Source organism: Pseudarthrobacter sp. CC4 (assembly GCF_048957775.1).
GTDB lineage: Bacteria > Actinomycetota > Actinomycetes > Actinomycetales > Micrococcaceae > Arthrobacter.
Map to the genome: position 1 here is coordinate 18,060 of NZ_JARCCZ010000018.1, position 13,038 is coordinate 31,097.

Genomic DNA, 13,038 nt, shown 5'->3' on the forward strand with positions numbered 1-13,038 from the left:
CGCACGTACTGCACCGCGGCCGCGCCGGCCGGGCTTCCTACTTCAGAGAAAACGAGTCTATCGTGACTGGTTCAACGGGCGCGCCGTCTGTGACACTGCTGCCCGGGGTGACCCCTGCAGCGGCCACTTTCGACACCAGGTCCAGCCCCGACGTCACCTTTCCGACCACCGTGTAGCCTCCGGCGCTGTCTGCCGGGATCACGGTGTCCTTGTAGACGATGAAGAACTGGGTGCCGTTCCCGTAGGCGTTGTTGCCCGTCCGGGCTACAGCGATGGTTCCCGCCGGATAGCTGTTGTCCGCCGGCGTGTTTTCGAGCGGCCCCCACGTGTAGTTCGGGTCTCCCTGCCCGTCGCCCGTGGCCGAGCCGCATTGCAGGACGCCGAATGCCTCACCGGTGGTCAACCGGTGGCAGTTCTTTCCGTTGTAGAAGCCCTCATCGCTGAGGGACTTGAAGACCGCGGCGGCCTGCGGCGCGCTGGTCCCATCCAGCTCCACACCGAGCGGGCTGCCGTTGAGGACGAGTTCGCCCGTGAAGGTCTTGCCGGCGGCGATGCCGGCCGCAGGAATGTTGGGACCGTTCGTTGCCTGGGCCGACGGCGTCGCCGAAGGGCTGGCGGTGGCGGGCGGGCTGGACAACCCGGCTTGCGCCGCAGCGAATTCATCCTCGGTCGGGTTGCCGGCGAAGGCAGTGAGCTGGAGTACGACGGCGAGGGCCACTGCGGTTGCCCCGGCACCGGCGGCGATCAGGTTGTCACGCTTGCGCCGGCCCTCCTGGTCCCGCCGCAGGGCACGCTTGGCTTCCATCTGCTGAATGCGCCGTTTGGTTTCGCGGGCACTGCGTGAACTGGCCGCCAAGGGTCCTCCTTATAGTCGGGCTGCTGCAGGCGCGGCTTTGGGGCCGCGTCAGCAGTTGTTGGCGGCCAAGCCCTGCCGCTCCGCTGCATTAGAGATGCCGGCGGATGACGCATAAACTGACTGCCGCACATAGTTTATGCATGACTGGCTGGACTGCCGCCGTCGCAAGCCCGTTTCGGGCCGATTGCCACGCAGGTTCCGGCAACCGTTCACCAAGAGGAGAAACTCCACCATGGCACGCACCGCCTCCCTGTCCGGATTCCCCGAGTGGCTTCCCGAGGAGCGGCTGGTGGAGCTCCATGTGCTGGATACGCTGCGCCGCGTTTTTGAACTGCACGGGTTTTCCTCCATTGAGACCCGCGCTGTGGAGACGGTGGGCCAGTTGCTGCGCAAGGGCGAAATCGACAAGGAAGTCTACGGGCTCAGCCGGCTGCAGGATGATGAGGGCGCCAGCCCCGTTAAGGAGGGCAAGGCCGATCCGCACGCACTTGCCCTGCACTTCGACCTCACCGTTCCGTTTGCCCGCTACGTCGTCGAAAACGCCGGCTACCTGGCGTTCCCCTTCCGGCGGTACCAGATCCAGAAGGTCTGGCGCGGCGAGCGTCCCCAGGAGGGACGCGCCCGCGAATTCACCCAGGCGGACATTGACGTGGTGGGTGACGGCGACCTGCCGTTCCGCTACGACGTAGAGATCGCGCTGGTGATCGCCGAGGCGCTCAGCGCCCTCCCCATCCCTGACTTCCGGCTGCGCATCAACAACAGGAAGCTCGCCGAAGGCTTTTACCGTGGAATCGGGCTGGACGACACCGCAGGGGTGCTGCGGAGCATCGACAAACTCGAAAAGATCGGGGCGGCGAAGGTTGCCGAACTGCTGAAGACGGAACTGGGCGCCACCGACGAGCAGGCCCGGAAGGCCCTGCAGTTGGCTGGAATCCGCACCGAGGACACCTCGTTCGTGGCACAGGTCCAGGCCTTGGGGGTCAGCAATGAACTCCTCGACGAAGGGCTGAGCGAGCTCGAACAGGTGATCGAGGCGGCTGTCCAGCGTGCCCCCGGCAAGGTGGTGGCTGACCTCAGCATTGCCCGCGGCCTCGACTATTACACCGGAACAGTGGTGGAAACCGTCCTGGTTGGCCACGAACAGCTCGGTTCCATCTGCTCCGGCGGCCGCTATGACGCACTGGCGTCGAAGGGAAACCGGAAGTTCCCGGGCGTGGGTCTTTCGATCGGGGTCACCCGCCTGGTGTCCCGCATTTTGAGCCAGGACCTGGCGAGGGCGTCACGGTCGGTTCCCACCGCGGTGCTAGTGGCCCTCACCCACGATGACAGCTGGGATGCCGCCCAGGACGTGGCCGCCCAGCTGCGCAGCCGGGGCATTCCTACCGAAGTGGCAGCGAAAGCGGAAAAGTTCGGCAAGCAGATCAAGTTCGCCGACCGCCGCGGCATCCCCTTTGTCTGGTTCACGGACGACGACGGAACACACCAGGTCAAGGACATCCGCACCGGCGAACAGGTGGTGGCAGCCCCGGAGACCTGGACGCCGCCGTCGGAAGACCTGGCAGTACAGGTGTTGACGGCGGCAGAGGCCGCCGCGTCCGTTTAGCGGCGCAGCCGAAGCATCAGCCACCGCCCCGCCACGCCGGCGGCCAGGACCCCGGCCATGGCCACTACCGGGACCGGCGGCAGGGTGAAGGCCAGCAACAGGCAGGCCACGAAGCCGACGGCGTTGACCCACTTGGGCGCATATGCCGGGTGCGTCGGCAACGTGTACGCCGATGCGTTCGCCACAGCGTAGTAGATCAGTACGCCAAAGCTGGAGAAGCCCACCACCGTCATAACGTCCGTGGTGGCAAGCAGCAGGATGACGACGGCGGCCACGGCGAGTTCTGCGGCGTACGGCACGGTGTGCTTTCCCCCGACCCGCGCAAGAAGTACAGGCAGGTCGCGTTCCCTGGCCATGGCGAGGGTGGTGCGACCGACGCCGGTGATGAGTGCCAGGAGCGCGCCCAGGCAGGCCGCCGCGGCTCCTGCCTGGACGGCGGGAGCCCCCGCCGCCAGCCCGGACTGCAGCACGGCGTCAAGCAGCGGCGTCCTGGTGGCAGCGAGCTGCCCGCCGGGAAGGTGGTTCAGCAGGAGCAGCGACAGGGTGAGGTAGATGGCGAAGGCACCCGCAAGGGCCGCAAGGATGGCACGCGGTATGGCGCGGGCAGGATCCTTGACCTCCTCGCCGAGGGTGGCAATCCGGGCGTAGCCGGCAAAGGCGAAAAACATCAGGCCTGCCGCGGGCAACACGCCCCCCGGGGAGGCCATGTCCGCGGATCCGGCAGGTCCCGCGTCGGGGTGCGGCCCGACCGCTGCGGCAACAGCCACGAAGCTGAGGGTGGCCAGGACGACGCACAGCAGGACCCTGGTGAGCAGCGCCGTCCGCGTGATGCCCAGCAGGTTCACGCCGGTCAGGGCCACCACGGCAGCCACGGCCACCGGCACGGCGTACTGCGGCGAGATGTAGCTGCCGAATGTCAGGGCCATGGCAGCGCAGGACGCCGTCTTGCCGGTCACAAAGCCCCAGCCGGCAAGGAATCCCGGCCACTTACCCAGCTGTTCGCGCCCATAGACGTACGTCCCCCCGCTGGTGGGGTACTTCGCGGCAAGGGCGGCTGAAGCCACGGCGTTGCAGTAGGCCACCGCCCCGGCGATGACCACCGACAGGGCCAGCAGCTGGCCGGCCAGCGCCGCCGCGGGGGCGAACACCACGAACACCCCTGCTCCCAGCATTGAGCCCAGCCCGATGGCGGTGGCGTCGAACGTGCCGAGCCTGCGTTGAAGTTGCTGGTGTGCGCTCATGCGGTGACAGTCCCTTGGCAGCGGGTAAACTCGAACGGAATCGTTCCTGCAACGATCCTATTGAACTTCCCGATCGACTTCCCGCTGTAACCCCGCAGAAAGGCGTGCTGTGCTGCGCACACATGACCTCGGATCCCTTCGTTCCGAGCACATTGGACAAACCGTAACCCTGGCTGGCTGGGTGGGCCGCCGTCGTGATCACGGTGGTGTGGCCTTCGTGGACCTGCGCGATGCTTCCGGCGTGGCCCAGGTTGTGGTCCGCGAGGAAGAAGTCTTCCACGGCCTGCGCAACGAGTATGTCCTGCAGGTCACCGGCACTGTCTCCAAGCGGCCCGAGGGCAACGAGAACCCTGCCCTGGCCACCGGCGGGATCGAGGTCATGGCGGACAAGGTGGTTATCCTCAACACCTCCGAGCCGCTCCCGTTCCAGATCGACGAGCATGTTGAAGTGGGCGAGGAAGCACGCCTGAAGCACCGTTACCTGGACCTGCGCCGGCCCGGTCCCGCTCGAAACCTCCGGCTGCGTTCCGAGGCAAACCGTGTGGCCCGCGACCTGCTGCACAAGGACGGCTTCGTGGAGGTTGAAACCCCCACCCTCACCCGGTCCACGCCCGAAGGCGCCCGCGACTTCGTGGTCCCGGCACGCCTGGCACCGGGTTCCTGGTATGCCCTTCCGCAGTCCCCGCAGTTGTTCAAGCAGCTCCTGCAGGTGGGCGGCTTTGAGAAGTATTACCAGATTGCCCGCTGCTACCGCGATGAGGACTTCCGCGCCGACCGGCAGCCGGAGTTCACCCAGCTGGACATCGAAGCAAGCTTCGTGGACCAGGACGACATCATTGCCCTCGGCGAAAACATCCTCAAGGCCCTGTGGAAGCTGATCGACGTCGAGATCCCCACTCCCATCCAGCGGATCACCTACGCCGACGCCATGGCCCGGTACGGCTCGGATAAGCCCGACCTCCGTTTCGGCGTGGAGCTCACCGAACTGACCGGGTTCTTCAAGGACACCAACTTCGGTGTGTTCAAGGCGCCTTACGTCGGTGCCGTGGTGATGCCCGGCGGCGCCTCCCAGCCGCGCCGGACCTTGGATGGCTGGCAGGAATTCGCCAAGCAGCGCGGCCACAAGGGACTTGCCTATGTCCTGTTCAAGGAAGATGGCGAACTTGCCGGTCCGGTGGCCAAGAACCTGACCGACACGGAGCGCGCAGGCCTGGCAGACGCGGTCGGCGCCAAGCCCGGTGACTGCATCTTCTTCGCTGCCGGCGAGAAGCCTGCGGCACGGGCACTGCTCGGCGCTGCCCGGGTGGAAATCGGACATCGCACCGGCCTGATCGATCCCGCCGCCTGGGCCTTCTGCTGGGTGGTCGACGCGCCGATGTTCGAACCTGCGGCCGCGGCCGTTGCTTCAGGTGACGTGGCGGTGGGTGCAGGCAAGTGGACCGCCGTCCACCACGCCTTCACCTCGCCCAAGCCCGAGTTCCTGGAGACCTTTGACAAGGACCCGGAATCAGCGCTGTCGTACGCCTACGACATCGTCTGCAACGGCCACGAAATCGGCGGCGGATCCATCCGTATCCACGAGCGCGACGTCCAGGAACGGGTGTTCGAACTGATGGGCCTCGACCGGGAAGATGCCCAGACCAAGTTTGGGTTCCTGCTGGAGGGCTTCAAGTACGGTGCCCCTCCGCACGGCGGCATCGCCTTTGGCTGGGACCGCGTGGTGGCACTGCTGGCTGGGGTTGAGTCCATCCGCGACGTTATTGCCTTCCCCAAGACCGGCAACGGGTACGATCCCCTGACCGCCGCCCCCGCCCCGATCACGCCCCAGCAGCGCAAGGAAGCCGGTGTCGACTTCAAGCCGGAGTCCAAGCCGGCAGAGGGCAAGTAGGGCATTACCCCGTTTGGCCTGAAGGCCCTCCCGGATGGGAGGGCCTTCAGGCTTATCCGCAGACAGGAACCCCAGTGGTCCACAGCCTCCCGGGTCACCAGACCGGCGCCTTCGAGATACTCATGGATGCCGCCTGGCCTGCCGTTGAGCGCCGGGACACGGGGGAGTGGGTGCTCCGTGCTGCGGCCGAGGTCACCCAGAGGGCGAACTCGGTGTGGCCCCGGAACACTGCCGGGGAGCCCCTGGCAGCATTGCGCGAGGCGATGCAGTGGTACCGGGAGCGGCGGTTGCCGCTCATTTTCCAGATGACGGACACTCCCGCCAACGACGGGCTGAACCAGGTCCTGGACGCCCAAGGCTTCACCCGGCAGTCGGAAACGCTGATCATGTCCCGGCCTTCGGGGAACGGCTTCCCAGGTTCCGGAAGCGGACGGGTGGAGGTTCAGGACGCGCCGGACGAGGAGTGGCTGCACCTCTGGTGGAGCGTGGACGGCCGAGGCGGAGAGGGGGAGCGTGACACGGCGCGCGCCATCCTGACCGGATGCCCGTCGCTGTATGCCCTCGTAAGGGGCGACGACGGTGTCCCCGCCGCGGTAGGGCGCCTCGCCATGGTGCACGGCACGGGAGGAATCTATTGCATGGCCACATCCGCGTCGGGCCGCCGCCGGGGATATGCGACGGCGGTGCTCCAGGCCCTCCTTGCCGAGGGAGGCGCGCACGGAGTGGACAGGTTCTGGCTGCTGGTTACAGCCGCGAACCAAGCTGCCCGGCAGTTGTACAGCAAGGCGGGTTTTACAGAGTCGGGACGGTACATTTACCGCCAGCAGCGGCCGCGCAGGGCTCTCACGGGCTGTTGACTAGGACGGGTCTGAGACCTGGATCCGCACCGAACACGCATCGGCGGCGGTTTTCCTCAGCACCGAGGCATTGGGATCCGGGACGTCGAGACAGGCCAGCCGGGGCAAGGCGGTATAGCCCTTCAGGGCCGGGTGCTCGAGGACAAGGCCGGCCAGGGTCCTGTCGCCCCCGGGAACCACGTATTCAAAAGATGCACTGCTGAACACGCGGCCGGCATGTTCGGCGACTGCCCCCACCAGCGCGTCTGCCTGGTTGCGCCGCCGGCGTGCGAAGCGCTGCTGCGACTGGCCGCCCGCGGCGGTCCGGGACTGCACATAGGTGGAGCCCACCTTGGAGGCCAGGACCACGCCCTCACTTACTACCGCTACGCCGTATCCTCCGCGCCGGACCAGCAGGAGGCCGAGCCTGCGCGGCTGGGACGCGAGGGACGCGAGCCGTTCAAGGGCATCCGCCCCACGGCCCGGCCGTCCGTCAACCGGCCACGGCGGCTGCAGCAATGCTTCGGTGCCGTCCGCGGCAATCAGCCGCAGTCCGTCGTCGTCATCCGTCATCCGGTACCCGCCGTGCGCAGCACCGAACCGCCCTGCCCATCCGGCCAGCCGGGCGCCGGGGACGAAAGCGGTCCGTACGGACGGCGGCCTGGCTCCGCCGGTGGCATGCACGGACATGGGTCAACCCTTCGCTGACGCGCGTGGCTTCCGGCGAAACCGGAAGGTGAACTGGAAGTAGCCTATCTATGTGGAAGATCTCTTCGGGCACGGGCCCGGCAATGATGACGACGACGGCGACAGTGCTGCACCTGCCGCCGGGCGGCCTGCCGGGAGAGGAGGCAGCGCTTCCCCCCGCGGCCCGCTCGCCGTCCGGATGCGTCCCCGCACCCTCGATGAGGTGGTGGGCCAGCAACACCTGCTGGGTCAGGGGTCACCCTTGCGCCAGCTCGCTGCAGGGGCGGGAGCGGACACAACCGGCCCGGCAGGACCCACGTCGCTCATCCTCTGGGGTCCTCCCGGGACCGGCAAGACCACCCTGGCGCACGTGATCGCCAGGGGACCGGGCCGGAAGTTCGTGGAACTCTCTGCCATCACTGCCGGCGTCAAGGACGTGCGGAGGGTGATGGACGACGCCCTCACCGCGAGGGACCTCTACAAGACCACCACCGTCCTGTTCCTCGACGAGATCCACCGCTTCAACAAAGCCCAGCAGGATGCCCTGCTGCCCGGCGTCGAAAACCGGTGGGTGGTCCTGGTGGCTGCCACCACCGAGAACCCCTCGTTTTCGGTCGTCTCGCCGCTTTTGTCCCGTTCCCTGCTGCTGACCCTCAAGCCACTGACCGATGCGGACATCGAGGGACTGATCCAGCGCGCCGTTGCAGATCCTCGCGGACTGAACGGGAAAGTGGACCTCAATGAGGAAGCACTGGACCACCTCGTAAGGCTTTCCGGGGGTGATGCCCGCCGTGCCTTGACGGCCCTGGAAGCGGCAGCCGGGGTTGCGTTCGGGGATGCGGACGATGCAGGGGAAGGGCCTGTCGTCGTCGAACTCAAGCACACCGAGCGTGCCCTCGATGTTGCCGCCGTCCGTTACGACCGTGCCGGGGACCAGCACTACGACGTCATCAGTGCCTTCATCAAATCGATCCGCGGGTCTGACGTGGACGCAGCCCTCCACTACCTGGCGCGGATGCTGGAAGCGGGGGAGGACCCCCGCTTCGTGGCCCGAAGGATCGTGATCTCTGCGGCCGAGGACGTGGGGATGGCCGATCCCACTGCGCTGCAGACGGCAGTGGCAGCGGCCCAGGCCGTGCAGCTGATCGGGATGCCGGAGGGCCGCATCATCCTTGCCGAGGCCGTGGTGCACCTGGCCACCGCTCCGAAGTCCAACGCCGCCTACATGGGCATCAACAAGGCCATCGCCGACGTCCGGGCAGGCCTGGGGAACGGCATCCCCGCGCACCTGCGGGACGCGCACTATCCGGGTTCCAAACAGCTGGGCCACGGCGTGGGGTACAAATACGCCCACGATGCGCCGCACGGAGTAGCCGCCCAGCAGTATCCCCCGGACGACCTCGTGGGGAGGGACTACTACCAGCCCACGGCCAACGGCGCGGAGCGGGACATTGCGGTGCGCCTGGAGCGGCTGCGGAAGATTGTCCGGGGCAAGTAGCCGCCGTGGTAGGATAGATGTTTGTCTGGCAAGGCACGGACGCACAATCTCCCCAATTTACGTTGAGAAGGTTATGCCCTGTGCCCAGTAGCAAAAGGCAGCGGTTGGCCGATGCTCTCCATCGTGGAGGCCAGTAACACTGACACACCGCAGATATTGGAAGGACACAAGTGGCTAACAACACTCGTGCTCGCCGTCAGGCCCGCCTCTCGCGGTCCCTCGGCATCGCTCTGACCCCCAAGGCCGCCAAGTACATGGAGCGCCGCCCGTACGGCCCCGGTGAGCATGGCCGTGCCCGCAAGAAGCAGGACTCCGACTACGCCGTACGCCTCCGCGAAAAGCAGCGCCTGCGCGCCCAGTACGGCATCCGCGAAGCACAGATGACCCGTGCCTTCGAAGAGGCCCGCCGCACCAAGGGCCTGACCGGTGAAAACCTCATCGAACTGCTCGAAATGCGCCTTGACGCCCTGGTCCTGCGTGCCGGTTTCGCCCGCACCATCGCCCAGGCCCGCCAGCTGGTTGTGCACCGCCACATCATGGTTGACGGCGTCCGCGTTGACCGTCCGTCGTTCCGCGTCGGCGAGGGCCAGCTGGTCCACGTCCACAGCCGCAGCGAAACCATGGTCCCGCTCCAGGTTGCAGCAGCCGGCGCCCACCGCGACGTCCTGCCCGCCGTTCCGGCCTACCTGGACGTCAAGCTGGAGGCCCTGCAGGCACGCCTGGTCCGCCGCCCCAAGCGCTCCGAGGTCCCCGTGACCTGCGAAGAGCAGCTCGTCGTCGAATTCTACGCACGCTAAATTCCGGCAGCGTATCCAAAGAAGCCCGTGGCAAGCGCCGCGGGCTTCTTTGTATGTAAGGTACTTGGGGGACATCTGCGGAAACGCGTTTTGCTGACGCATCCGCTGATGACACGAACCACAGAATTTCGAGGAGATGAAACGTCTATGTCTGGTGGCGATATTGCCGGCCTGATCGCTGCCGGGGTGTTTGCGCTCCTGGTGCTGCTGCTCGCGGTGCCCATCGTGAAGCTGGGCAAGGTGTTTGACGAGGTGCGCACGGCCATCCGGTCCCTGAGCGACGGCGCCACGCCCCTGATGGACGAGGTCACGGCCACCGTGTCCACCACCAACCAGCAGCTGAAGAAAGTGGACGGTATCTCGTCCAACGTTTCGGACGCCTCGGCCAACCTGTCGGCGCTGTCCTCGCTGGTGGCCGCCACTGTCGGATCCCCGCTCATCAAGGTGGCCGCCTTCAGCTACGGTGTCCGCACCGCGTTTGCCAACCGCAAGAAACCCGCTGCCGGCCGCCGCAGCCGCTGAATTCCGGAGAACATAAAATGAAACGACTTGTCTGGATGGGAATCGGCGTGGCGATCGGAGTGATCGCCTTCCGCAAGGTGACCGAAGCGCAGGCCGGCATGCAGTCCGCGCTTGGCCCGGAGGGCCTCAACCGCGCGGTGAACCGGCTCGCTGACGGCGTCTACGACTTCGCCGATGCCGTCCGCGCAGGGATGCGTGAGCGCGAGACCGATCTTCGGGCCGCCCTCGGCGTCGAATCGGAAGACCTGGTCCGCCGCTGACCAGGCCCCGCAGGCCGGCACCACGCCGGCCCGCACCCTGCCGACCGCACGATGCGGCGGCACCAAACGTTATAACAACACCGGCGGGAACCGTACAGCTACGGGAACCGCACGCGAAAGAACCTCCGCGCCGGTCAGTGCGCGGAGCAAGAAGGGTACGTAACAGCTCATGAAGTCGCAGGAGATCACAAAGCGCTGGGTGGACTTTTTTGTCAGCAAGGGCCACACCGCGGTTCCCTCCGCATCGTTGGTTTCCAGCGACCCCTCGCTGCTGTTCACGGTTGCCGGCATGGTGCCGTTCATTCCCTACCTGACGGCCAGGGAGGAACCACCCTACTCACGTGCCGTCAGCGTGCAGAAATGCATCCGCACCGGCGATATCGAGGAAGTGGGCAAGACTGCCCGCCACGGAACCTTCTTCCAAATGTGCGGCAACTTCTCCTTCGGAGATTACTTCAAGGAAGATGCCATCAAATTCGCCTGGGAACTGCTCACCACGAGCGTTGACGACGGCGGCTACGGGCTTGCGCCGGAACGCCTCTGGGTGACCGTCTACGAAGAGGACGACGAAGCCAGGGAACTGTGGCTGAAGAACACCGGCGTCCCCGCGGAGCGCATCCAGAAAATGGGCAAGGCGGACAACTACTGGCACACCGGGCAGCCCGGCCCTGCCGGCCCCTGCTCCGAAATCTACTATGACCGCGGCCCCGCATACGGCGTCGAGGGCGGCCCGCTGGCGGACGAAACCCGCTACATCGAGATCTGGAACCTCGTGTTCATGCAGTACCAGATCGAAAACGTGCGTTCGAAGGAAGACTTCGACGTCGTGGGCGAGCTGCCCAAGCGCAACATCGACACCGGCCTGGGCATGGAGCGCCTGGCCATGATCCTGCAGGGCGTCGAGAACATGTACGAGACGGACCAGGTCCGCCCCGTCATCGACAAGGCCGCCGAACTCTCCGGCAGGGAGTACACCTCCGCCGAGTCCGACGACGACCCGCACCACACGGACGACGTGCGCATGCGCGTGGTCGCCGACCACGTCCGCTCGGCGCTGATGCTCATCTCCGACGGCGTGACCCCCTCCAACGAGGGCCGCGGCTACGTCCTGCGCCGGCTCATCCGCCGTGCCGTCCGCTCCATGCGCCTCCTCGGCGTGGAACAGGCATGCCTGCCTGAGCTCCTGCCGGCCTCCCGCGACGCCATGAAGGGCGTCTACCCCGTGGTTGACACCGACTTCGCCCGGATCAGCCGCATCGCCTACGCGGAGGAGAAGGCCTTCCTGCGCACCATCGCTTCCGGCACTGCCCGGCTTGAGGACGCCGTCAAGGTGTCCAAAGCGGCCAACAAGCCGCTGTCCGGCGAGGACGCCTTCACCCTGCACGACACCTACGGGTTCCCCATCGACCTGACCCTGGAAATGGCCGAAGAAGCCGGGCTCAAGGTGGATGAGGCAGCGTTCCGCAGCCTCATGCAGGAACAGCGCCAGCGCGCCCAGGCGGATGCCAAGGGCAAGAAGGGCGGCCACGCCGACCTCAGCGCCTTCCAGGACATCCTGGCCCAGGGCGAGACGGTCTTCACCGGCTACACGGAGCTCGACGGCGAATCCCGGGTCCGCGGCATCCTTACGGGCGGCCGCCCGGTCCAGCAGGCCTCCACGGGCGACGAGATCGAGCTGGTGCTCTCCGAGACCCCGTTCTACGCGGAAGCAGGCGGCCAGGCCGCAGACACGGGCCTCATCACCGGTGACGGATTCGTCGTCGAGGTCCTTGACGTGCAGCGGCCCCTGAAGGGCCTGAGCGTGCACAAGGCGATCGTGCGCGAAGGCGAAATCGGGTCCGACTCGCTGGTCCGCGCCGCCGTCGACCGTGAACGCCGGCACGCCGCCGAGCAGGCCCACACCGGCACGCACATCGTGCACGCGGCGCTCCACCAGATCCTCGGCCCCGAAGCCACGCAGCGCGGTTCATACAACAAGGCCGGCTACCTGCGCTTCGACTTCGCCTGGGGCGAAGGCCTGAGCACGGCCACCCGGTCCGAGATCGAGGAAGTCTCCAACCTGGCCATCCGGAACAATTTCCGGGTGGAGACCAAGGTGATGGGACTGGCGGAGGCCAAGGCCCTGGGCGCCATGGCACTGTTCGGTGAAAACTATGGCAGCGAAGTACGCGTGGTGGAGATCGACGGCGCCTGGTCCCGCGAGCTGTGCGGCGGCACCCACGTGCCCAACACTTCCCTGATCGGCAGCCTTTCGCTGCTGGGCGAGCAGTCCGTGGGGTCGGGAAACCGCCGCGTGGAGGCCTTCGTGGGCATGGATGCGTTCCGCCACCTGGCCGCCGAACGCGCCCTGGTGACCGAGCTGACCGAGCTCCTCAAAGTGCCCTCGGGCCAGCTGGCCGACCGGATTTCCGCCACCCTCGCCAAACTCAAGGCCACGGAGAAGGAGCTGGACCGCCTCCGCAAGGAGCAGTTGGCCGCCTCGGCCGCACAGCTGGTCAGCAGCGCCAAGGACGCGGCCGGCGTGAGCGTCATCGCCCATGATGCCGGCCAGGTCAGTGGCGCGGACGATCTTCGCGGCCTGGCGCTGGACCTGCGCAACCGTCTCGGCTCGGCAGCGGCGACTGTGGCCGTTGCCGGCGTTGCGAACGACCGTCCCATGATCCTGGTGGCCACCAATGAAGCCGCCAGGGAGGCCGGGGTCAAGGCCGGCGCGCTTGTCCGCCTCGCCGCGGGTGTCCTCGGCGGCGGAGGCGGCGGCAAGGACGACGTCGCCCAGGGCGGCGGCACCGACGCCGGCAAGGTCGGCCCGGCACTGGCGGCGGTTGTTGACGCCATTACGCGGCGCTAACC

General features: G+C 66.9%; 11 protein-coding genes. 8 read left to right on the forward strand and 3 right to left on the reverse strand.

Annotated elements, in window-relative coordinates:
* Positions 1-37 precede the first annotated feature (37 nt).
* Complete coding sequence (locus tag PV768_RS13370; protein ID WP_157242062.1) at positions 38-856, reverse strand: peptidylprolyl isomerase; 819 nt, start codon at positions 854-856, stop codon at positions 38-40.
* A gap of 232 nt (positions 857-1,088) precedes the next feature.
* Between PV768_RS13370 and hisS the strand changes: the two genes are divergently transcribed.
* Entirely contained in the window at positions 1,089-2,459 is a 1,371-nt protein-coding gene (hisS, locus tag PV768_RS13375; RefSeq protein ID WP_157242063.1) for a histidine--tRNA ligase, read from the forward strand.
* Here hisS and PV768_RS13380 read toward each other — a convergent pair.
* The gene (locus PV768_RS13380) at positions 2,456-3,700 is read right to left on the reverse strand and encodes an APC family permease (RefSeq protein ID WP_421093257.1); all 1,245 of its coding nucleotides are present in this window, start codon (positions 3,698-3,700) and stop codon (positions 2,456-2,458) included. The genes hisS and PV768_RS13380 overlap by 4 nt on opposite strands.
* A 109-nt stretch (positions 3,701-3,809) precedes the next feature.
* Between PV768_RS13380 and aspS the strand changes: the two genes are divergently transcribed.
* Both aspS and PV768_RS13390 read left to right on the forward strand, forming a co-directional pair.
* A complete protein-coding gene (gene aspS / locus PV768_RS13385; protein ID WP_321213631.1) occupies positions 3,810-5,588 on the forward strand; it encodes an aspartate--tRNA ligase in 1,779 nt (592 codons plus the stop codon).
* Positions 5,589-5,710: 122 nt separating this feature from the next.
* A complete protein-coding gene (locus PV768_RS13390; protein ID WP_421093290.1) occupies positions 5,711-6,445 on the forward strand; it encodes a GNAT family N-acetyltransferase in 735 nt (244 codons plus the stop codon).
* On the opposite strand, the gene PV768_RS13395 is transcribed toward PV768_RS13390, so the two are convergent.
* The gene (locus PV768_RS13395; RefSeq protein ID WP_421093258.1) at positions 6,446-7,114 is read right to left on the reverse strand and encodes an acVLRF1 family peptidyl-tRNA hydrolase; all 669 of its coding nucleotides are present in this window, start codon (positions 7,112-7,114) and stop codon (positions 6,446-6,448) included.
* A 70-nt stretch (positions 7,115-7,184) separates the two neighbouring features.
* On the opposite strand from PV768_RS13395, the gene PV768_RS13400 reads away from it, so the two are divergent.
* The 5 genes from PV768_RS13400 to alaS all read left to right on the forward strand — a co-directional run bounded on the left by PV768_RS13400 (position 7,185) and on the right by alaS (position 13,036).
* The gene (locus PV768_RS13400; protein WP_421093259.1) at positions 7,185-8,609 is read left to right on the forward strand and encodes a replication-associated recombination protein A; all 1,425 of its coding nucleotides are present in this window, start codon (positions 7,185-7,187) and stop codon (positions 8,607-8,609) included.
* A 170-nt stretch (positions 8,610-8,779) separates the two neighbouring features.
* Complete coding sequence (rpsD, locus tag PV768_RS13405; protein WP_066276228.1) at positions 8,780-9,406, forward strand: 30S ribosomal protein S4; 627 nt, start codon at positions 8,780-8,782, stop codon at positions 9,404-9,406.
* A gap of 147 nt (positions 9,407-9,553) precedes the next feature.
* Entirely contained in the window at positions 9,554-9,928 is a 375-nt protein-coding gene (locus tag PV768_RS13410) for a DUF948 domain-containing protein (protein ID WP_157242066.1), read from the forward strand.
* 17 nt (positions 9,929-9,945) lie between these two features.
* Positions 9,946-10,188 carry a hypothetical protein gene (locus PV768_RS13415; RefSeq protein WP_231754896.1) on the forward strand — a complete coding sequence of 81 codons (243 nt, stop codon included), beginning with the start codon at positions 9,946-9,948 and terminating at the stop codon, positions 10,186-10,188.
* A 169-nt stretch (positions 10,189-10,357) separates the two neighbouring features.
* Positions 10,358-13,036: an alanine--tRNA ligase gene (alaS, locus tag PV768_RS13420; RefSeq protein ID WP_157242067.1), complete on the forward strand. Its 2,679-nt coding sequence runs from the start codon at positions 10,358-10,360 to the stop codon at positions 13,034-13,036.
* The last annotated feature ends 2 nt before the right edge of the window (positions 13,037-13,038 follow it).